Origin of the sequence: Streptomyces sp. NPDC052052 (assembly GCF_040680455.1) — a bacterium.
GTDB lineage: Bacteria > Actinomycetota > Actinomycetes > Streptomycetales > Streptomycetaceae > Streptomyces.
This window is the reverse complement of sequence record NZ_JBFAWU010000026.1, coordinates 86,478-107,347: the sequence shown is the minus strand read 5'-3', so window position 1 is coordinate 107,347 and position 20,870 is coordinate 86,478. Positions and strand designations below refer to the sequence as shown.

Here is a 20,870-nt window from a genome sequence, read left to right as displayed (position 1 = left end):
GCGACGAGGCACACCGCCACGAAGACGACAGGGCGAAGGCCCCGACCAGGTGTCCGCCCGGTCGGGGCCTTCGTCGTGTGCGGGAGGGTCCGGTCAGTGGGTGGTCAGGGCCTGGGCCTCGGCCCCCTCCGCGACCTCGGTGTCGGCCTGGCTCGGCGGGCGGGTGCCGCGGGCCCTGCGCACCAGGTAGGCGACCAGGACGACGGCCAGGCTGCCGAGGCTGGTGAACAACTGGGTGCGCTGGTCGCCGATGACGGCCATGGCCACCAGGACGGCGGCGAAGCCGGCCATCACCACCCAGGTCAGGTAGGGGAAGAGCCACATGCGCAGGGTCAGCCGTTCGGGCGCCTCGCGCTCCAGTCGGCGCCGCATCCGCAGCTGGGACGCGCCGATCATGAGGTACATGAAGATGGCGATGGCGCCGGAGGAGTTCACCAGGTAGCTGAACACGGTGTCCGGGGACAGATAGGCGAGCAGCACCGAGAGCCAGCCGACCACGGTTCCGGCGAGGATCGCGCGGGCCGGGACGTTGCGCTTGTTCGTCGCCACCAGCCAGGTGGGTGCGTCGCCCTGGGTGGCGAGGGCACGCAGCATGCGCGAGGAGACGTAGACCGAGGAGTTGAGCACGCTCAGCACCGCGGTGAGGATCACGATGTCCATCACGACGCCCGCGCCCGGCAGACCGATGATGTTCCAGGCCGCGACGTACGGACTGGCGAGGACCTTGGCGCTGTCCCACGGAACGATGGTGACGACCAGGACGATCGAACCGACGTAGAAGAGGATGATCCGCCAGATGATGCCGGTCGTGGCGCGGGCGACGGAGCGTTCCGGCTCCTTGCTCTCGGCCGCGGCGATGGTGACGATCTCGGCTCCGCCGAAGGCGAAGATGACCACGACGATCGCGGAGAAGATCGACGTGAAGCCGTTCGGGGTGAAGCCGCCGTGCGCGGTCAGGTTCGAGAAGTCGAACGAGGCGTCGGGCCAGGCACCGAAGACGTACAGCCCTCCGACGATCAGGAAGGCGACGATCGCGGCGACCTTGACCGAGGAGAACCAGAACTCGAACTCGCCGAACGACTTCACCGACAGCAGGTTGGTCGCGGTCATCACGACCATCAGGCCCATCGCCAGCACCCAGAGCGGGAGCCCGATCCACGCGTGCAGGATCGCCGCACCGGCCACGGCCTCCACGGCCACGATGATGACGTAGTAGTACCAGTACAGCCAGCCGATGGTGAAGCCCGCCCACGGCCCGATGGCGGTGCGCGCGTAGTCGGCGAACGAACCCGAGGACGGCTTGGCCACGACCATCTCGCCGAGCATGCGCATCGTGCACAGGACGAGGGCCCCGGCCAGGCAGTACGACACGATCGCGGCGGGTCCGGCGGTCTTGATCACCGATCCGCTGCCGACGAACAGGCCGGCGCCGATCGCGCCGCCGATCGCGATCATCGACATGTGGCGGTTGCGCAGGGAGCGGCTGAGTCCTGGTTGCGGGCTCTGGGGTTCTCTCTGCGGTGCGGGGGAAGTCATGGCAGCTCCTGTCCTGGGCAACGGTGTGAAGGGGCGCGGAGGATTCCCTCCCGTAGAGGGGTGTCCGGCGGGAAAGCTGTGTTTTCGGGGAGCGGTCGCCGTTCGGGCGTGCTTCCCCCCGGGAAGGGCGGTGGCTCCGCGGGGAGCGACCGTTGTGTGCCGGGCCGTGGCTTCTGGCCGCCGGACGGTCACAGGGGTGGTGCGGCGGCGGCCCGGTCGGGGCCGCCGCGCCGGGTCATCAGGTCCAGTCGCCCTCGCGACCGCCGCCGATCACCCAGGACAGCGCGCGGAAGCGGCGCAGCGCCTCCCGGGCGTCGGAGGTCTCCATGCGGACGGTCCGGGGCCCCGCCGGTTCGACACCGGCCAGCGCGCATGCGCGCTGCACCAGGTGCCGGCTGTCCACGTCGACCTCCACCACGTGCGGCGTCGGACGTGCGGTGGGGCGGGCTGGGGGAGAGGAGAGGGCCGCGGCCGCCTCCCGGCGGATGTCGGCGCTCGTGACGGCGGGGGTGCGGCAGATCGCGGCGTGACGGGAGATCGCCGTCTTCACCGTGACGGTCCGGCAGCCCGGCGCGTACCGGGCGGCGTCGCGGCAGGTCACGTCGTCGCCGGTGACCAGCACCACGGGAGCCTGGGCCTCGGCGGACACCAGGGCGTTGAACTCGCCCTCACCGACGGGCTCGCCGTCGATGCGTACGCCGAGGATGCTGTGCGACAGATAGGTGTGGGCGAGGACTCCGTCCTCCCCCGCACCGGTGTGGTACCCGACGAACGCCACCGCGTCGACGCCGGTCTCCAGGCCCTGCATCATGCCCAGCGGCTTGTGCCGGCCGACGATCAGGACCGCGCGGGGGTCGAGTTCCTCGATGAGCACGTTGTCCATGCCGCAGTGCGCGTCATTGACGATCACCTCGTCCGCACCGGCGTCGGCGAACCCCGCGACGGCGGCGTTGACGTCCTGCGTGAGCAGGCGGCGGAACCGTTCGTACCGTGGCGTTCCCGCCTCGACGTCCGCCGGGGAGACCGTGCCGGTCGCCCCTTCCATGTCGGCGGATATCAAGACACGTGTCACACCGCCACCTCCTTCGATTGCTCCGCGGGACCGTCCGAGCGCAGCGCCACCAAGGCGTCCGCCTGGGACAGTCCGCTCTCCTCGACCACGCCGCGCACGCTCTGGGCCTCGCGTACGAGAGCGAACTGGACCTGGCCGCCGGAATCCGTGCGATAACCGTACACAGCAGGCCTGGGCAGGGAATTGTAGGAGAAGTGCGAAGAGAAGTAGTACGCCCCGGTGTCGTACAGCGCCACCACGTCACCCGGCTCGACGGCCGGGAGTTCGCGCGCGGTCGCGGTCAGGTCGCCGGCGAAGCAGCACGGTCCTGCGATGTCGACGACCTCGGTCGGGCCCTGCTTGGGCCGGCCCGCCGCGTCGAACACCCCGACCCGCAGCGGCCAGGCGTCGGGCATGAAGACCGTGCGGGTCGCCACCTGGGCCCCGGCGTGCGTGACCGCGATCTGCCGGCCGCCGGCCGACTTGGTGTACTCGACGAGCGTGCCGATGGTGCCGCTCTTGGCGAGCAGGGAGCGTCCGAATTCGGTGACCAGGGTGTAGCGGCCGTCGAAGAGTCCGGGTGCGGCGGCGCGGAGTTCGGCGACGTAGTCGGCGTACGTCGGCCGGTCGTCCTCGCTGTCGAAGTTGACGGGCAGGCCGCCGCCGATGTCCAGCCCGGTGATCTGGGTGCGGCCCAGCTCCGTGTTGATCCGCTCGGCCAGCTCGTACGCCGCACGCACCCCCTGGGCGATGAGCGGCAACGGGCAGCCCTGGGAACCGACGTGGGCGTGCAGCCGGTTGAGCCACGGGCGGCGTGCGAAGGCATCGATCACCGCGTCGACGGCCCCCGGATCGCGCAGCGCCACACCGAACTTCGAGGTCGCGGTCGCGGTGCTCATCGCACCGATGGCGCCCGCGCCCACCTGGGGGTTCACCCGCAACCCGATGGGCCCGGAGGCTTCCCGGCCGGCCAGTAGACGGTCGACCCGGGCCATCTCCTGGAAGTTGTCCAGGTTGAACGCGATGCCGTGGGTCAGGGCGAACTCCAGCTCCTCGACCGTCTTGGCGGGGCTGTCGAAGACCAGCCGGTCGTAGCTGAACCCGGCCGCCAGCGCCTGCTCCAGCTCTCCCGGCGAGGCCACCTCACAGCCCATGCCCGCGTCCGCGAGCAGCCGCAGCACCGGCACCAGGCCGCACGCCTTCGCCGCGAACGTGTGGTGCACTTCGGCGGGTCCCTCGAACGCCTCCTGCAGCGCCTCGACCGCGGCGATCACACCGTCCACGTCGAGGAGGCCGACCAGGGGCGACTGCGGGCCGAGCAGACCGTCCTCGACGGCACGTGCGAGCGCGGCCTCACGGGCGCCGGTGCGCTGATGGGGAGAACCGGAAGTCACATGAACCACACTCCATACCCGTCGGTCGTGCACGGCGCTCGTCGAGCCGCCGGCCGTTGTGCACAGCTTCGGCCCGCGCCACCCGTTACGTCTTCGTCCCGCACGACCATGGATGAGTGATCAGGTTGTGCCGTACGACAGCACAACGATCACTGCTGCCGCACGGTCGGCCGCGCGCCGGGCCTCGGCCGTTCACCCCGTACGCCCGTCGGTCACGCTCACCCCGTACGCCGCGCCAGGCGCAGTCCGATGTCCGCCAGGAGCCGGACGGTGGGGTCGGCCAGGTCGACGCCGAACAGCTCCCGGGCCCGCCGCAGCCGGTACCGCAAGGTGTTCGCATGCACGTTCAGCCGCTGGGCGGCGGTGGCCGTGTCGCCGAACGCGTCGAGGTACGCGGCCACCGAAGTGCCGTACTCCGAGCCGTGCGCGCGGTCGTGCTCCACCATCGCGTGCACGGGACCCGACAGGGTCTCCCACAAGGGCTCGACCCGGTCGAGCACCCGCAGGGCTGAGGTCTCGGGAACCATCTCGCCGAACCCCGCCACCGCGGAGACCATGTCCGCGGCCGGCAGGCTCGCGGCCCGCTGCCGCAGCACCCGCACCACCAGCTCCGCGGCCTCACGCGACGCGGGTAGCCCCGCCAGGCCCGCCGCCACCGGGCCGATCCCCGCGAAGACCACACTCCGCGGCACCGAGCGCGCCGTCGCCAGCAGGGCACGCGCCGGATCCGTCCCGCCGTCCCCCGCCGGGAGCAGGATGTACAGCCGGCGTCCCGACCGCGCGGTCACACAGCCCGGCCGGTACGCCTCGGCCTGCAGCGCGAGCACGTCCAGCACCCGCTGCTCGGCCGCGCCCCCGGCCGCCGGGGCGGACCCGGCAGCCAGGTCCCGGCTGTCGTACGCCTCCGCGACCAGCACCGCGTACGGCAGGTCCGGCGCGACCCCGGCGTCGTGCGCGGTGCGCGCGGCGTGCGCGCTCCCGTCGAGAAGGGCGTGCACGGCGCCTTCCCGCGCCCGGGCCGCGGCGCGGCCCCACGTCTGGTGGTGGGACAGATGCGGTACGGCGGCCCGTGCGGCCGTGCGCAGCGCCGCCGCGGCGTCCTCGGCCAGTGGTCGGCCGTCGGCGGCGGCCCAGAGCGATCCGAGGATCTCCGACCCGTGGCGCACCGCGATGGCCAGCCGCTCGGCGTACCGGTCGTCGGCGGGCAGTCGCACGACGTCGTCGGTGCTCCACAGGGCCTGGAAGAAGCCGCTCTCGCGCAGTTGGTCGACCCGCCAGCGGGGGACTTCCTGCCCGAGGATGGTCAGCCGGCGCATCGGGTCGGGCTCGTGGTCCATCCGCGAGTAGGCCAGCACCAGTGACTGCGGGTCCTCGATCGTGATCGCGCCACCGACCAGATCCGCCACCGTGTTGGCGAGCCCCGGCAGGTCACCGAGGCGCAGCCCCTCCACCCCGGTCGTTCCGGTCGGGGCGCTCTGCGCCAGTGCGGTACGCAACTGACCGAGCACCTCCGTCCACCCCTGCCCCGGCCGCCGGGTGAGCAGTGCCGTACGCCCCTGACCCGCGGCCTCCAACAGCGCCGCCCGCGGCCCGCGAGACCCCCGCCGCAGCACCACGGCCGCGGCCCCGGCCCGGTCGGCGGCGCGCAGCACGTCGACCGCGTCCGGCGAGGCGACCTCCATGCCGACCGCGAGCAGGATCAGCCCGGACGCCGCCCAGGTCTCGTCGTCCCGCTCCTCACCGGGGTCGTGCAGCACCACGTCGGCCACCGGTATGCCGGTGCCGCGCGGCGCCACGACGACATCGAGCATCCCGGGGGCGACCAGGTGGAGGATCTGCTCCAGCGAGGGCCCGGCATCGTTCCGGTCCGGTTCATGCCGGTCCGGTCCGGGCCGGCCCAGTTCGTGCGTTGCCATGCCTCCATCATGGGCGGATGGTCTCGGAGCGGGGCACGGCCCTTACGGCTCCGGTCACCGCACCGAGCCCTCGAACCGATGTTTCCGGTGGTGCGGGCCGCGCAGCACCGCCTCAACCCCTAGCGAAACCGAGGCCGGAGCCCCGGGGGACGGCAGCGTGGGCGCGAGATCGCCGGCCTTCCGTCCGTGCATCGGAAAATATGACCAAACCCCTTGACTCATGCCAAATGCGGAGGAAAATCATCAATACACCAGAAAACCGGAGCGAGCCGCACCGTCAGTGAAGACGTTCACTGATCCGAGTGACCCACTTGTTGGCTCTGGCCAGGCCCCCGGTAGATCCTTCCGATTCCGGAGCTTTCAGCGACGACTGAAAACGACGGAAGGCGAGAAGGGATACCGGGGACTGCGCATGTCTGGGCATGTTCACGCGCAGGGGTTCGCGGCCCCGTCACGAGGGCGCGGTACCCGTGGAAGCCCGCGGGGGCGGAACGGCCTGGCCGCCCGGCGGTCTCCCGGCCCGGGGGACTCGCAGCCGGCAGCACGGGGGGTATCGCCGAAGCATTCCTCATACGACAGTCGCCGGCCTGATCGGGACAGCCCGCGCCATGCCGCTGTTCAAGCTGGGGTTCGCGATCTTCGCCCTGCTCATCCCGGCCGCCTCAGCCCGAGCAGGGCTGCTTCTCTTCGCTGCGGGCGGATTCTGCGTGTCAGCAGGTGGAGTGGCCGGCAACGTCATCGGTCGCACCGCCCCTCTCGGGAGATGAGGTTCCACGTCGACGTCCAACCGAAGGCAGTCGACGCCAGGGTGACGCGGAGAACCGCGCATTCCGGCATCGGGGCATACAGGTATCCGCGCACGCATACGGCAGCCGTAATCGCCTGGCGCCGCCCCACCCGTGGATGGTGTGATCCCCAGGCACCCGCGCACCGTACCCGTCATCCCGAGGAGATCCTGATGACCGAAGCGGAGCCACAAGTGCTGTCCAGAACAATGGACTTGCTCACACAGGCCTGTCAGGACCTCGGCTTCGAGATGTCCTGCGAACCGTCGACCGGTGCGCTTCTGCGGACACTGGCGGCCGCCAAGCCCGGCGGCCGGATCCTCGAACTCGGCACGGGCGCAGGCATGTCCACGGCCTGGCTGCTCGCCGGCATGAACGAGCACGCCGAACTGCTCACGGTGGAGCAGGAGGGCCGACTCGTCGAGGTGGCCCGCGGGCAACTCGGACAGGATCCACGGGTGAGCTTCGTTCATGGTGACGCCGGGGAGCTGATCGGGAAACTCACGGGAGAGACCTTCGACCTGATCTTCGCGGACACCTGGGCCGGCAAGTTCGAACAGCTCGACGAAACACTGGAGTTGCTCGCGCCCGGCGCGCTCTACGTCGTGGACGACCTGCTGCCGCAGTCCACCTGGCCTGAGGGACACGGACCCCGTGCGGAGGCCCTGGCGGAGCGCCTCCTCACCGACGAGCGGCTGACCGCGACCCGGCTCGACTGGTCGTCCGGGCTCATCATCGCCACGCGCGTCTGACCGGCCGAATCCCCGTACGCCTGCGCTCCGGTGCTGGAATAGCCCCATGGCAGACACGCCGCCCCGCACCGGTTCGCCCGCCACCGACGACACCGATCTGATCGTCATCGGTGGCGGCCCGGCCGGCTGCGCTGCCGCCCGCATGGCCGCCAGCGTCGGCATGCGCTCCGTCCTGATCGAGCCGGACACGCTGTGCCGCAACCTCTATCGCATCCCGGCCCTGAACAACGTGCTCGGCGGCTACACCAGCGGCCCCGAGCTCGCCGACTCCATCGGTACGGAACTGAGGAGCACCCAGCTGTGCCGCCTCGAACTCGGCCACCACGTCACCGAACTCCGTGCCGACGAAGCCCGCGTCACCGTCACTCTCGACGCCGGCACCCACCTCACCGCTCCATACGCCATCGTGGCCACCGGCGTCGGCCCCCTCCAGCCCCGCGACGTCGACTGGATCGCTGCCCCCGACGACCTGACCCTGCCCCCGCTCTGGCAGGCCGAGGCGGAGGGCGCCGAGGGCCGCACGCTCCTCGTCCTCGGCGGCGATCGCCCCATCGGCACCTTCCTGCGCGCCCACCCGACCACCGACACCCGGCTGCTCGTGGCGTACCCGGCAGCCGACGCGTACAAGATCGAGGAGGTCCGCGACGACCTCCGCGTCACACTCCTGCCGGTCGAGCGTGTGACGCTCATTCCCCGGAACGGGACAGCGGTGACAGCGGAAGCGGTCGGCCGGAACGGCGAAAGGAGGACGGTCACCGGCGACGCTGCCTTTCTCAGCATCGGGAACGCGCCGACCGCCCCGTCCGGCGATCTGATCCGCGGCGCGGACGGATACTGCCCGCCGACCGATCAGCATCCCCGCGTGATCGTGGCCGGCGACCTCCGATCCGCCCGCTTTCAACGGATCATGACTGCCCTGGGCTCCGGCAGCGAGGCCGCGCTGCGCGCCTACTACGCGGCCGGGGAGCTGCTCACCACGAGCTGAGGCGGCTGATCCACTCCATCGCGCAGGCATCCCGACCATGCGAAGTCGTAGTCGGGATGACGGAGCGTCAGGCGCGATGCCTCCGGGCAAGCGCTGCACCTTGCTGACGTACTGCTTCTCGCTGATCGGCTGGGGTGGGAAGACGCCTACCGCTTGAACTGAGCGGCACAGGGCTAGCCAGCTTCTCGGCCGGGAAGCGGTGCGCCCTGAAGGAACGCGCGATAAGCGTCTGCGGCGTCATCGGCCACGGTCGGCTCTTGCGGTCCGTACCGTGTGTCACTCCGGTCGCGCTTCGGTCCGGAGATCCAGAACTCCTCGCCGGTTTCGACATCGTAGAAGTTCGCGTCGAACAAGCCGATACCCGTGGCACGCCGCAGCGTTCGCCCCTGGAAGTAGGCCGACTTCCAGGTCTTGGAGAAGTCCACCCACTCAATCCACGAAGGGCCGCGGTCGGTGTCGTAGCCCGTCTTGAGCTGTACGAACATGATTCTGCGAGGCATGATCCCAGCCTGGCTGCCCGAGCTCCTCCGGTAAACCGGGTTTGTGGTCGGTCTGACGCCCCGCGGAAACGGCTTCTTCCCTCCAGTGATGTGGTTCGACCTCCGTCCGGACGCGTGTACCGCGAGGCGATGCGACCAGCTGACTGCCGTCCAACCGCGCAATGCCGTCGGGTCATTCGGGCATGCAAACACGCTTTCCAGCTGTTCGTGCGGGGGTCCGGTCGGGTTCGCGGGCGTCCTGAACTACGGCGCAGCCCTACTGGATCGCTCAGATGAACACTCCCGGACGACCATGAATGCAGCCCGGACTGCGACCCCCGGGACCCTCGCGCGACCCTCGGTGGCTGCCGTGCTCCTTCACAGGCGTCGAGCTCACTGGTGCACGTGCGCGCGCTGTCCGTCACGGTCGAAGACCATGACCAACTCGGCTGGACCGTCCAGGGCCGTGATCGCGTGCGGGACCATGGTCGCGAACTCCGCCGCCTCTCCTGTCCCGACGTCGATCTGCCGCTCGCCCAGCCACAGTCGCACGCGTCCCTCCAGGACGAGGAACCAGTCGTGGCCCGGGTGTACCCGTTGACAGGGCGACGCGTCGGACGGCTCAAGGCGCATCTTCACCGCTACCGTGCGTCCGTCCGGACGGCTCAGCGGCCACGTCGTCCGCGTGCCGCTGCTGTGCGCGACCGGACGGATGACCACGTCGTCGTCGGTGGGCACCTCGAAGAGCGCGTCCAGACTCACCTGGAGGGCGTTGGCCAGGGGCACGAGCACGTCAATGCTGAGCGTGCGCTTGCCCGTCTCGATGCGGCTGATCGTCGACGGGCTGAGGTTGGTGCGCTCGGCCAGTTCGTCGAGGGAGTATCCCAGTGTGGTGCGCATGCTGCGCAGACGCGACCGTGCAAGGGCCTCGATGTCAGCGACTCCATTCATCTGTCCATCGTGTCATGCCTTGCTGATTCTGCAAAGGTCCTTGCGGAAAGCGCCTGGCGCTGTACCGTCGGATCTCATGAGCGAGCACCCCATACACAACGGGCACCCGGCCCGGTCCGAGCCCACCGAGCATGTCAGCCACCCGCAACACCCCACCCTGGAGCGTCATTGCGATGTCGCCGTGATCGGCGGCTCGGCCGCGGGTCTCGCCGCCGTCCTGCAGATCTCCCGCCAGCGGCGCGGCGTCGTCGTGGTTGACGACGGCACCCCGCGCAACGCCCCGGCCGCGCACATGCATGGCTATCTGGGGCACGAGGGCATCGCGCCCGGCGAGCTGATGGAGGCCGGTCGCGAGGAGGTACGCAGGCACGGCGCGGAGGTGCTCGCCGGCCGAGTCGTGGGGGTGCGCCGTCGCGACGACGGCCGGTTCCGGCTGGACCTCACCGGCGGGCACGCACTGGTGGCCCGTCGCGTCCTCGCCGCGACCGGCCTGTCCGACGAGCTCCCCGCGATCGACGGCGTCGCCGAGGCGTGGGGGCGCGGCGTGATCCACTGCCCGTTCTGCCACGGCTTCGAGGTGCGCGACCAGCGCCTGGTGCAGATCGTCACGCACCCCATGGGGCTCCACCCGACCCCGCTGTTCCGGCACCTGACCGACCGGCTGACCGTCGTGCTGCACGACCCGACCGGGCTTGACGAGGGAGTCGTCGAAGCCCTCGCCGCCTCCGGCGTCACCGTCGAGCGCAGCCAGGCCAGCCGGGTCCTCTCCGGGCCGGACGGTGAGGTGTCCGGGGTCGAGCTCGGCGACGGTCGCGTCCTCGAGGCCGACGCCGTCGTGGTCGGCTCGCAGTTCAAGGCCCGAGCCGACGTGCTGACCGGAGTCGGGCTCACCACCACCCCCCACCCGACCGGCGCCGGCGACGTCCTCGCGGTCGACCCGCGCGGCGAGACCGCCGTACCGGGGATCTACGCGGCCGGCAACGTCACCGACCCGAGCCTGCAGGTGCTGCCGTCGGCCGCCCAGGGCAGCCAGGTCGGCGCCATGATCGCCTTCAGCCTCGCCGAGGAGGATCTGCGCGCGGCCGTCCGGCATTCGGGCGAGGAGGCCGACTGGGACCACCGCTACGGGGGCTCCGACCGAGCGTGGAGCGTCAACCCCAATGGCACGCTCGTCCACGAGGTCACGCCTCTGGCCCCGGGCCGGGCCCTCGACGTCGGAACCGGCGAGGGCGCCGACGCCCTCTGGCTGGCCGAGCACGCCTGGAAGGTGACCGCCACCGACATCTCCGGCAACGCGCTCGCCCGGGTGCGCGTCGAGGCCGAACGCCGCGGGCTCGACGTCAACCTCGTGCACGGCGACGCCAACGATCCCGCGCCCTTCGGCGCCGAGACCTTCGACCTGGTCTCGCTGCAGTACGGCTCGTTCAAGCGCACGCCCGACCAGCGCGGTCTGCGCAGCCTGCTCGCCGCCGTCGCCCCCGGCGGCATGCTCCTGGTCGTGCACCACGACTTCACGCCACTGCGCGACCCGGTGGACGTGGCGACCCAGACCCGGATGTACGACCCGGAGGCGTTCGTCGGGGTCGACGAGATCGCTGCCGCGCTCACCGCGGACCCCGGCACCTGGGATGTCGAGACCCACGAAACCCGGCCACGACCCCCCGGCGCGGCCAGCACCCACCACGTCAGCGACGTCGTACTGCGCGCGACTCGACGAACGGTCTGATCGCGCAACGAGGACTGAGGCAACGTCGAAGGGCCCCACCGCGAACGGTGAGGCCCTTCGACATATTGCCCGGTGAGAGCAATGGCGGAGGATACGAGATTCGAACTCGTGAGGGGTTGCCCCCAACACGCTTTCCAACTCTGCATGGCCGCGTTCTTCCTGGTTCGTGCGGGTCCACTGGCCAGGTCACGGGCAGGCCCACCGGGATGGTGGACGACCGCGTACGGCTGCGAACGAGACTACGGATGAGACTGTGCCAGCGAACCTCGAAGTCTCGTGAACAGCGCCTAACGCTTCTCGCGGATTTTGCGCTTCTTTGCTTTGGCCGCCATCTCCTTGCGTTGTGCGACTCCATGGGCCGGCCAGGTGCCCTGGTGCTACGAACCGACAAGCAGGCGCGGACGACGCTCGATAGCAATAGCTGGCAGGTGGCACCTGCCAGCAACTTAGAGGACCGCCGCCCTAGTTCTGGCCCTCGAGGAGACTTGTACCCTATGCTTGGATGCGATTCAGAGGGGTGGGGGGAACATGACGACGCCAGGGGAGCCCAGTCCGGAATTGAGTGCAGCTCGAACCGAGTTTGCGCTAGAACGGTATCGCTACATTCTGCAGCAAATTCATGCAGTGAATGAAAATGCCCACCGATTTCTCGCTATCTATCAAACTCTGGCCACCGCATTAGTCGGGGCTGCATTGGCATTGTTTGTTGGGTATCGAAATTGGAAAGTGCCACCCGGTACAGCTCAGAGTGGCATAATTGGTCTACTTATTCTTACCACGATGGTTGCCGCCTTCACCGCGACTCTGATTATCGTTGGTGCGCTTTCATGGCTTGATTATCGCAATGAGGAATGTGACATCACCGACGAAATGGTGAAGGTTGGTTTTCGTCAGCGCCCGAGCTCAAGGAATCTCTTCCGCTGGTACGAGACCTACGTATTGCTGTTCATCCTCGTCTCCATCGTGATCATGTGGACGCTCGTTGCCCTGGTAGTGCTGCCAGCCATCAAATGATCTTGAATCATAGCGTCTCTGGCTGACGCAAGTCGAGGTTCGAGCATCTTTTTTTTCAGTTCTCTTGGCAAGGATCCTGTGTCTCGGACATAATCGAGAAATGGTACAGCCAGACGATGCTTCCCGGCCCGATCTATGGCGCAAAGCTTTCGCGCAAGATGCCTTTACTGATCATGTCCATGCTCGCGATAAGCTGAAGCGTGCTCTTCTGGACATGGAAGAAAGAGCCAATCAGCTTGCGACTGAGATCGCGCGCGACCTGCCTGAATTCACTCAGCATGACAGCAGCCACACATACGCTTTGTGGGAGATCGCAAATCATATCGCAGGCCCGGATCTTCTTCTGAATCCTGCCGAAGCCTTCGTTCTGGGTGGCGCCATTCTCGTGCACGATCTGGCTATGAGTCGGGCCGCACACCAAATTTCGGGGAAGAATCTTCGCGACCGTAGAGAGTGGCCCGACGCCCTCGCTGGAGAGATCCGCAAGAAATATGGCCGGTCCCCGCACCCGATGGAGCTAGCCTCACCCTCCGAACCACTCGCTTCGGAAGCCGACAAGTATTTGTTGCGTACGTTGCACGCCGAGGTGGCTGAACAGCTACCGGCGAAGTCCTGGGTCGCGCAGGATAAGAGCACAACATATCTGATCAATGATCCTGATGTCAGGCAAGCGTATGGGCGCATAATCGGAAAAGTGGCTGCTAGTCACCACTGGAATTCAGATGAAGTGACCAAAGGCCTCTCTTCGCCTGTAGGTGCTCCAGCTTTCGCTCCAATCGATTGGCGGGTTGACACTCTGGTAATAGCGTGCCTGCTTCGCACGGCCGATGCGGCCCATCTGGATGCAACGCGTGCGCCCGACCTTCTCGCTGCAGTTAGAACTTTGCCATCCCTATCTCAAGATCACTGGTTATTCCAAACTCGAATCCAAAGGCCGTATCTGACAAACGGACGGCTAGTCTTCACGGCCCCTGATGGGTTCGCGGCAGACGAGATAAAGGCTTGGTGGCTTGCTTACGAAACGCTGTCAGCAGTCGATGAGGAGTTGCGCAACACAGACAGCGTGCTTGCCGACAATGGGCGCCCCACCTTCTCTGCTCGGGGTGTAGCTAACGTCGAGTCGCCAAAGGCATTCAGTATTGTTGCTCCTTGCCGCGAGTGGGAGCCGGTTCAAGCGCAAATCAAAGTAGGCGATGTCGCCGGCCTGGTGAGTCGTCTTGGAGGTAATGAGCTGTACGGGAAAAGCTGGGTCGTCGCTCTGCGGGAGATTACTACCAACGCCTGTGATGCGGTTAAGGCACGTGAAGCTCTGTCTAGCTATCGCGGTGGGCGGCCGTTTGCAGGGCGAGTGTCGCTGTGGCTAGAGGTTCAGGAAAATAGGTCTTGGCTATGTTGCAGTGATAATGGAATTGGGATGACTCCCGGTATTTTGGGGGGGAAACTTCTTGACTTTGGTACTACGTCCTGGCTGAGCGCAGACGTTGTGCGCGAAAATCCGGGGTTGCTAGCGAGCAAGTTCGAGCCATCAGGTCGGTTCGGTATTGGCTTTTTTTCGGTTTTCATGATGGGAAGCCGAGTTCAGGTCGTGTCACGATCCGTCTCTGGCGGTCCAGCTGATACCTGGGTGCTTGAATTCAGCAACGGTGTAGAGCACCGACCGATTCTCCGAAAGGCCACCCACGCAGAACAGCTGGATGAGCCCGGGACGACAATCAAAGTGCAATTGGGCGAAGAGCTCGATGATGGAATCTCTACCCAAAATGGCGACTCCTTTCTGCTGCGTCTAATCGTTGCAAGAATGTCGTGGAGAATGGTCGAGGATGTCACCTTGACTAGTCTCATGCGATATCTGATGCCCGCTGCCGAAGTCGATATTTGGACAAGTGATCTCGTTGGTGGTGGGGATAGTAAGTGTGCTGTGACAACGCAGGAATGGTTGCATATGGATGGCGTCAAGCTCATGCGACGACTCCTAGCCCTTCCAGATGATGGCTTCGATGTCGATGACTTTTTTGGAATCGATGGTGATGATCCATGGGATGGAAAGTCCGAAGCTGAGAATATTGCCCGGCGAGTCGGTAATCGGCTCGTTATAGTTCATGACGAGGAGGGTAAACCAGCTGGTCGTATTGCCATGCTTGACGCTGAAATATTGGAGGAAGATTTCACATATCCGACTGCATCAGTCGTGACAGCTGGGCCCGCCAGGACCAATGCGGCTCTTACTAACGTGAGCGGCATCTTGCTTGGTCGGCCACACGGAGCGGCCAGGGAATTTGCATTCCCGCTAGTTAGCTACGCGTCGATGGGTGACTGGGTATCCTCGCAGATGAGGGAACTCGCGATCCTAGCCGAGGGTAGTGATCGCGCGGGATGGTCTACTGTCGTCGCCGAAATGGCATGGAGGCTGGATAAAGATGCCGGGCATTTGCATTGCTGGCGCACTCAAGACGGTTGGCTAGATTACCCTGGCCTCGTTCAGTGGATATCTAAGAGGTCAAGTTTCGTCGTTTCGGATCACTATAGCTTTAGAGTCGACATTGGTTCCGAAATGTTTTCGGCCGACATCGACGGCGACGTGCTGGTATTCGACGCTTCTTCAAATATTAGGCTTGCGGGAAATAGTGATACGGATTGGCCTAGGAATGCCGGACATGGCTCCCGATCCGCGTTCAGATTTATGTTCTGCTTGGCAGTGAAAGAAGCATGGGGTATGGATGTGGCTGCTGTCGAAAAATTCTTTCGGCGCTCAAAAACTGAATGGGTGGAAGCGGGCAACTTCCAGGGCCGTCCGCTAACGGTAGCCGTTCAGCCATTCGTGAGGGAGTGAACGGTAGGATTGGTCCCCAACGGCATCTGAAGCGTCGGGCCAACCGGTCGCAAGGAGGGGGAGCGAGTGTCGCAGCAAGCCAGTCCACGAGGGACATTTCTCAGGATCGCTGAAATGGTCAAGATGCAGATCAAGGAAAACAGCGAGCTGGCCGAGGTTCCGTCCGCTGAGGAGCTGATGCGGGAGCACGGAGTCTCTCGTGGTGTCGCCCTCCGGGTTTTCGCGGTTCTTCGACGGGAAGGTGTCGCGGAACCGGTGCCTGGAGGGCGCTGGCGAGTGATCAGGCCTGGCGAGGCAGTCGACCGGCGTCCATTGGATGAGCGCTTGGCGGATGTCATTATCGATGACGAGCTCGGAGTCGGAGAACGCTTCCCGAGTACGGCCGAACTCAGCTCGCGGTTCGGGGTCTCGCGGCCCACTGTGGGCAAAGCTCTCGACAAGCTGGCATCGGCCGGTCTGCTGTCTGAGTCCCGGCAAGGAAAGCAACGCAGCGTCCTGGCGCTGCCGAAGCGAACGGAGTCTCCGGAATCTTGACGACCACGGGATTGAATAAGTGGGCGTACCCCCTCGCGGAGAAGCTGCTTGCCGAGCCGTTGCCGCGTCGGTGGGCGCATTGCCAGGGTGTGGCCGAGCGGGCCCGAACCCTGGCCCCCATCCTCGGGGACGATGCCGAGCTCCTGGAGGCCGCGGCCGTTCTGCACGACATTGGGTACGCGCCCGACTTGGCCAAGACTGGCTTTCACCCGCTGGATGGTGCCCGGTACCTCCGGGACGTCGCGCACGCGGACGAGCGCATCGTGTGCCTGGTCGCTCACCACTCCTGCGCGTGGATGGAAGCCGAGGCGCGCGGGATGCGAGACGAGCTGGAAGGCGAGTTCCCGCGTGAGCACCCTGACCTTGCGGACGCGCTCTGCTACTGCGACATGAACACGACGCCAGACGGCACCTCGACGAACCCCGTGGACCGGGTGAACGAGATCACCGGTCGGTATGGGCCGGACAGTCTCATCGGTACGTTCATTCGCCGTGCGGAACCGGAGATCCTCGCCTGTACTGCGCGGGTCGTGCTGCGGCTTGCAGAGGTCAAGCGTCAGCCGATGTAGGGCGCCGGCCGTGCGTCGTCCATGGCGTGCTCGATTCGGAGCCGCATGGTCGAGTGGATGTCGTACGTGGACAGGTCCGCTGGGGTGACCCAGCGGACCTGAGTTGTTTCGTCGCTCGTCCGTACGTCACCACCGACGGGGCGAGCGCGGAAGCAGATGCTGAACTGCTGCCGTGCCTCTCCGTCGTCGTAGAGCATCACGTGCCCGGGATCGGTGTAGATCCCAGAGATGTCTATGACTTCGGCCTTGATGCCGGTCTCTTCCCAGACCTCGCGCACCACGGTGTCACTGATGGACTCGCCGACGTCGTGGCCGCCACCGGGCAGTGCCCAACGGCCGTTGTCCGAGCGCTGAATGAGCAGGACGGCACCTTCGTCGTTCCGCACGAACGCTACGACGGACGGCACCACCGAGTTGGCCGGCGGGGCGTCCGGGTCGTGAAGGTAGTCGATGCGTCCCATGTTCAGGCTCCCACCATGTCGTCGTCGGTGATCGGGCGTGCGCTGCCCCAGGTCTGTTCGATGCTACGGGCGTAGGTGTCGAAGAGACCGCCGCCCGGCAGCCGGCGCAAGTGCAGGACCGGGGCCATGTAGGCGCCGATTCCGTAGACGTGCGTGTTCACGAGCATCTCGTCGTCGGAACGGAAGAGTGAGTTGTAGAGCGTGGCGTCATGGAGCCGGAAGCCAACATCCGGGTGACTCGCGAAGAGCGGTTGATAGTTCACCAGGGCATTGCGGATCTTGCCGTCCATGATGCGGTGGCCCTCGTCTATGCCGCGCTGCCGCACAGCGTCGCAGCCGGGATCCCCAAGCATGATCCGCACCTGTGCGTTGCTCTCGACCTTGGCCTTCAGCAGGTTATGGAAGAGAGGGTCTTCCGAGAGCCAGAGCCCGGAGTAGACCAGTACATCGAGGTGGCTGCGGGCCCGCGCATACAGCTCCCGCCACAGTCCGTTCGGGACCATGTGGCGGTGCGGGTAGACCGTGACGATCTCCGCCTTACTCAGGTCGGTAGCACTGTCGACAGACCTGCCGTCGTCCCACAACGTCGTGACGTCCACGGCGAGCACGGAGGCTGTGGCGTACTGATGCCGCCGGTACGGCACCTTCCCCTGCGTGATCCAGCGCTCCACCGTCTTGGCGTTCACGTCGATGGCTTCGGCCAGGTCGCGGACGGTCATGCCCTGCGCGAGCAGGGCCGAACGTAAGCGTTCGTTGGTCATCTCTACCCCTGGTGGGACGTCTTGGGACTTCTCGAAGGTAGCCAGATGTACCCAAGGTGTCTACGGAGGGGGTGACCAACGCCCCTGGCCTGCAGCAATGCTGATGGTGCGCCAAGAAGTTCCGGCGCAGAGCCCAGAGGTTCCGTCGATGAGCTTGACGGTAGTCGATGCAGTACCTGTAATAGAGGTACTGCATCACCTGGGCGATCGCGGTGAACGGCTCTACCTGCGCTCGGAGAGCCCCGTGAAACGGGTTCGAAGGAAGCGCTCGTGGCTTGAGAACTGAACAGCGTGCCAAGAACGAATGACGGGGTGGAAGTCCCCGTTCCCGCGGTGACCGGGTGACGTCACCCGGCGGCCCAACCTTCTGCGCAACGGCTCTGGAGAACACCTAAGCGCAACTGGGTGCCACCCGTTGGCACGCCGCCCTGCTGGCGTCAGAGCAGCGACGATGACGCACCCGATTTTCCCAGGCTCGGGACCTGCTGGCCGTGGCATCGGCCGACAGGTGAAGCCCTGTGCCCCTCCGCTCGGTGGCTGATCGCTTCATTGATCACCATCACCATCTGTTCCGCTGCACCCGGGGTGTCGCCTCTCGCCAAAAGACCGCGACCGCCCCGGTTCCCGATCCCTTCGTAGCCCTGGAGTTCTCATGCGCATGCACATCGGCGGCCACCAGGTCGTCTCGGACATCGACTTCGTAGAACTGGCCCTCGGCACCCCGCTGGACCTCTGGCTGGGTGTGGAGGGCGAGAGCGAGATGGAGCGCGCGGCCCGTCTGGACGCCGCCCGCAGCATCCTCGCCGACAACCCCGACCTGCCCGACCGTGTGAGCCAGGTCGCCGCCGAGGCGATCGAGGCTCACGCCCCGGAGCTCTTCAACGTCGCTCTCCTCCCCACCCGCCGAGCGGCCGGCCGACGGCAGTACCGAGGCGGTGCGGCGGCATGACGACCACAACGCACAGCACGGATCGGCCGGCGGTTCCGCCGCTGACCCGTCCGGAACTGGGATTGGCCGGTGTCGGTGCGCTCGCTGCGGCCGGTGTCGGCGCACTCGGGCTGATCTCCTCGTTCGACGCGGTCTCGGCTGCGGCAGCGCGGTGGGGATTCGGTGAGCCATGGATGGTTCCGGTCGGCATGGACGTGTCCATCCCGGTGTTCTCGGTGGCGAACCTGCTGCTGATCCGGATGGACATGGCGTTGGCTTGGGTCCGGTTCGTTCCCTGGATCCTGACGCTGGTGACCTGCGGACTGAACATCTCCGCCGGACACGGCCTGTGGGCCAAGGTCGCGCACGGGACGATGCCGCTGCTGTGGGTGGTGTTCTCCGAGATCGGCGCCCACATCTACGCCTCCCGCATCGGCGCCGTCACCGGCCGCCGCATGGACAAGATCCGTGCTTCCCGGTGGTTGCTCGCCTTCCCCTCCACGTTCGCCCTGTGGCGCCGGATGACGCTATGGGAAGTCACCTCCTACGCCGATGCCCTGGCCCGGGAGCGGGAACGGCTGCTGGCCCGCGCCGAGCTGCGCGAGCGGCACGGCCGCCGGTGGCGCTCACAGACGCCCCGCCGGGAACGTGTCCTGCTCAAGCTCGGGGATCTGAACCCCGCCACCGAGCAGGCACCGCCCGCCAACGCTGACCCGGCACCGGCCCCGAAGCAGGACGGCAGCGAGAAACCCAAGGCGGAGCCCAAAGCGCCTGCCAAGCCTGCTCGCCGCAGTGCCAAGCCGAAGCCGAAGCCGCGGCGGTCCCCGGACGAGATCATGGCCGAGGCCCGGAAGGTCACTGAGGCGTGGCCGGACGCGGCACTGACCGCGGACGGCATCCGTGAGGCGGTACGCGTCTCTGCGGCGACCGCCCGCAGCCTGCGCGACACCCTCAAGGCGGAGCGCGCCGCTCTCCCGCTGCATTCCGTGGACACCGAGTTGGACAACGACGGTGACGACACGGGCGGGGAGGTGGCGGCATGAACACTCTGTTATCCGCCCTCGCCGCGGCCGGGCCGCTCGCGGCCGGATGGTCGGTCCACTCGCTGTGGCTGCGCCGCTCCCTGCGTAGCGCTCGAAGGGACCCGCTCACCGGGCTGCACACACGGGACGGCTTCACCCGCCGAGCCTCCACCCTGCTGAAGGATTCCCGGGCGGTGGTGGTCCTCGCGGACGTCGACCGCTTCAAGCAGATCAACGACAACTACGGCCACGCAGCAGGGGATGCCCTGCTGCGGGCAACCGCGGACCGGCTGGCCCACTACGTCGGCAAGGCCGGTGTCGCCGGGAGGCTCGGGGGCGATGAGTTCGCCGCCGTCGTCATCGACGACCACGGCACCGTCTCAGACCTCCTCGCCGTCCTGCACGGCGTGCTCGCCCGCCCCGCAGACGGCATGGACCCGGCAGTGCACACCACCGTGTCGCTCGGCTGGGTCCGTGCCGCAGACCACCCCGGCGAGGACCTGTCCGGTCTGCTGCGCCGGGCGGATGAAGCGATGTACGCAGCAAAGCAGGGACGGGCCGGGGTGCGGCGAGCAGGGCTCGGCAGGCTGCTCGCCACGTGGTCCGGCCGTCGTGCCGGCCGACGCGGCACCGCACTCGCCGGACCTCGGGACGCAGCCTGATGTCCCCCGCGTTCGGCAAGTGCTACGACCCGACCGGCGCCCTCCACGGGATACCGACGTTCCCGTGGAAGTACGCACCCGACGGCTACGCCACTCGCCGCCAGCTGCGTGCCCGCGGGCTGCGGCCCGGTGGGCAGGAGGTGGCCGCGCAGATCATGCGCCGCTCGCGCCGTCGCAAAGCCGGTGTGGCCGTCGCTTACCTCTACCGCATTGACCGGGCCAAGCCGGTACGCCCGATGACCCCGGGCCGTACGGCAGCGCTCGCCAAGGCGATGCTCGCCCGCCGCACCTGCCCGAAGTGCCGCGTGGATGCCGGGTACTGCATCCCGACCTCACTCGGCATGTGCCCCACCTGCGCCTACTCGTAGGCCGTAGCCAGGTGTGAGGCCGGGGCCATGACTATACGAAACCGCGGATAGTTGGCGGCCCTCTCGCACCTCAGCCTTGAACCGCGGGCCCGACCGCTCACCTCTCACAGCGTCGGCCGGGCCCGCGTCCACTCCCTTGTCCAGGA

Annotated in this window: 19 protein-coding genes; 11 read left to right on the top strand and 8 right to left on the bottom strand. The window is 67.1% G+C overall.

Translation table 11 applies throughout. The features are described 5' to 3' along the window. Positions 1–93: 93 nt before the first annotated feature. The 4 genes from AB0L71_RS27355 to AB0L71_RS27340 form a co-directional block, all read right to left on the bottom strand. Positions 94–1,536 (bottom strand): amino acid permease, encoded by a 1,443-nt coding sequence (locus tag AB0L71_RS27355; RefSeq protein WP_365247799.1) that lies wholly within the window; start codon positions 1,534–1,536, stop codon positions 94–96. A gap of 238 nt (positions 1,537–1,774) precedes the next feature. Continuing rightward, positions 1,775–2,608 carry a M55 family metallopeptidase gene (locus AB0L71_RS27350; protein WP_365247797.1) on the bottom strand — a complete coding sequence of 278 codons (834 nt, stop codon included), beginning with the start codon at positions 2,606–2,608 and terminating at the stop codon, positions 1,775–1,777. Next, a complete protein-coding gene (locus AB0L71_RS27345) occupies positions 2,605–3,981 on the bottom strand; it encodes a diaminopimelate decarboxylase (RefSeq protein ID WP_365247795.1) in 1,377 nt (458 codons plus the stop codon). Before AB0L71_RS27345 ends, AB0L71_RS27350 begins: the two co-directional genes overlap by 4 nt. Before the next feature lie 218 nt (positions 3,982–4,199). Continuing rightward, on the bottom strand, positions 4,200–5,897 hold the full coding sequence (locus AB0L71_RS27340) for a helix-turn-helix domain-containing protein (RefSeq protein WP_365247793.1): 1,698 nt from the start codon (positions 5,895–5,897) through the stop codon (positions 4,200–4,202). 958 nt (positions 5,898–6,855) lie between these two features. Here AB0L71_RS27340 and AB0L71_RS27335 point away from each other — a divergent pair. Both AB0L71_RS27335 and AB0L71_RS27330 read left to right on the top strand, forming a co-directional pair. Continuing rightward, complete coding sequence (locus tag AB0L71_RS27335) at positions 6,856–7,434, top strand: class I SAM-dependent methyltransferase (protein WP_365247791.1); 579 nt, start codon at positions 6,856–6,858, stop codon at positions 7,432–7,434. A gap of 46 nt (positions 7,435–7,480) precedes the next feature. Further along, positions 7,481–8,419 carry an FAD-dependent oxidoreductase gene (locus tag AB0L71_RS27330; RefSeq protein WP_365247789.1) on the top strand — a complete coding sequence of 313 codons (939 nt, stop codon included), beginning with the start codon at positions 7,481–7,483 and terminating at the stop codon, positions 8,417–8,419. Positions 8,420–8,592: 173 nt separating this feature from the next. Here the strand turns inward: AB0L71_RS27330 and AB0L71_RS27325 are convergent, their stop codons facing one another. After that, entirely contained in the window at positions 8,593–8,904 is a 312-nt protein-coding gene (locus tag AB0L71_RS27325) for a hypothetical protein (RefSeq protein WP_365247788.1), read from the bottom strand. 387 nt (positions 8,905–9,291) lie between these two features. Then, positions 9,292–9,849, bottom strand: a complete 558-nt coding sequence (locus tag AB0L71_RS27320; RefSeq protein ID WP_365247787.1) for a helix-turn-helix domain-containing protein — start codon at positions 9,847–9,849, stop codon at positions 9,292–9,294. A 76-nt stretch (positions 9,850–9,925) separates the two neighbouring features. Here AB0L71_RS27320 and AB0L71_RS27315 point away from each other — a divergent pair, with 76 nt between their 5' ends. From AB0L71_RS27315 to AB0L71_RS27295, 5 genes are all read left to right on the top strand, one after another. Then, on the top strand, positions 9,926–11,575 hold the full coding sequence (locus AB0L71_RS27315) for a bifunctional NAD(P)/FAD-dependent oxidoreductase/class I SAM-dependent methyltransferase (protein ID WP_365247785.1): 1,650 nt from the start codon (positions 9,926–9,928) through the stop codon (positions 11,573–11,575). Between the two features lie 528 nt (positions 11,576–12,103). Further along, positions 12,104–12,589 (top strand): hypothetical protein, encoded by a 486-nt coding sequence (locus tag AB0L71_RS27310; RefSeq protein WP_365247783.1) that lies wholly within the window; start codon positions 12,104–12,106, stop codon positions 12,587–12,589. Positions 12,590–12,689: 100 nt separating this feature from the next. Continuing rightward, positions 12,690–15,419, top strand: a complete 2,730-nt coding sequence (locus AB0L71_RS27305; RefSeq protein WP_365247781.1) for an ATP-binding protein — start codon at positions 12,690–12,692, stop codon at positions 15,417–15,419. A 114-nt stretch (positions 15,420–15,533) separates the two neighbouring features. After that, positions 15,534–15,953, top strand: coding sequence for a GntR family transcriptional regulator (locus AB0L71_RS27300; protein ID WP_365247779.1), 420 nt, complete (start codon positions 15,534–15,536; stop codon positions 15,951–15,953). Further along, positions 15,950–16,522 (top strand): HD domain-containing protein, encoded by a 573-nt coding sequence (locus AB0L71_RS27295; protein ID WP_365247777.1) that lies wholly within the window; start codon positions 15,950–15,952, stop codon positions 16,520–16,522. The genes AB0L71_RS27300 and AB0L71_RS27295 overlap by 4 nt, the downstream gene beginning before the upstream one ends. Here AB0L71_RS27295 and AB0L71_RS27290 read toward each other — a convergent pair. Both AB0L71_RS27290 and AB0L71_RS27285 read right to left on the bottom strand, forming a co-directional pair. Beyond that, complete coding sequence (locus AB0L71_RS27290; RefSeq protein ID WP_097967342.1) at positions 16,510–16,983, bottom strand: NUDIX domain-containing protein; 474 nt, start codon at positions 16,981–16,983, stop codon at positions 16,510–16,512. The two genes, AB0L71_RS27295 and AB0L71_RS27290, sit on opposite strands and share 13 nt — an antisense overlap. 2 nt (positions 16,984–16,985) lie before the next feature. Further along, complete coding sequence (locus AB0L71_RS27285; protein ID WP_365247775.1) at positions 16,986–17,744, bottom strand: helix-turn-helix transcriptional regulator; 759 nt, start codon at positions 17,742–17,744, stop codon at positions 16,986–16,988. A 652-nt stretch (positions 17,745–18,396) separates the two neighbouring features. Between AB0L71_RS27285 and AB0L71_RS27280 the strand changes: the two genes are divergently transcribed. The 4 genes from AB0L71_RS27280 to AB0L71_RS27265 are packed head-to-tail and all read left to right on the top strand — an operon-like array spanning position 18,397 to position 20,724. Then, positions 18,397–18,693 carry a hypothetical protein gene (locus tag AB0L71_RS27280; protein ID WP_365247773.1) on the top strand — a complete coding sequence of 99 codons (297 nt, stop codon included), beginning with the start codon at positions 18,397–18,399 and terminating at the stop codon, positions 18,691–18,693. Further along, positions 18,690–19,715, top strand: coding sequence for a DUF2637 domain-containing protein (locus tag AB0L71_RS27275; protein WP_365247771.1), 1,026 nt, complete (start codon positions 18,690–18,692; stop codon positions 19,713–19,715). Before AB0L71_RS27280 ends, AB0L71_RS27275 begins: the two co-directional genes overlap by 4 nt. Then, positions 19,712–20,356: a GGDEF domain-containing protein gene (locus AB0L71_RS27270; protein ID WP_365247769.1), complete on the top strand. Its 645-nt coding sequence runs from the start codon at positions 19,712–19,714 to the stop codon at positions 20,354–20,356. The genes AB0L71_RS27275 and AB0L71_RS27270 overlap by 4 nt, the downstream gene beginning before the upstream one ends. After that, complete coding sequence (locus AB0L71_RS27265; RefSeq protein WP_365247767.1) at positions 20,356–20,724, top strand: RRQRL motif-containing zinc-binding protein; 369 nt, start codon at positions 20,356–20,358, stop codon at positions 20,722–20,724. Before AB0L71_RS27270 ends, AB0L71_RS27265 begins: the two co-directional genes overlap by 1 nt. Positions 20,725–20,870: the final 146 nt, after the last annotated feature.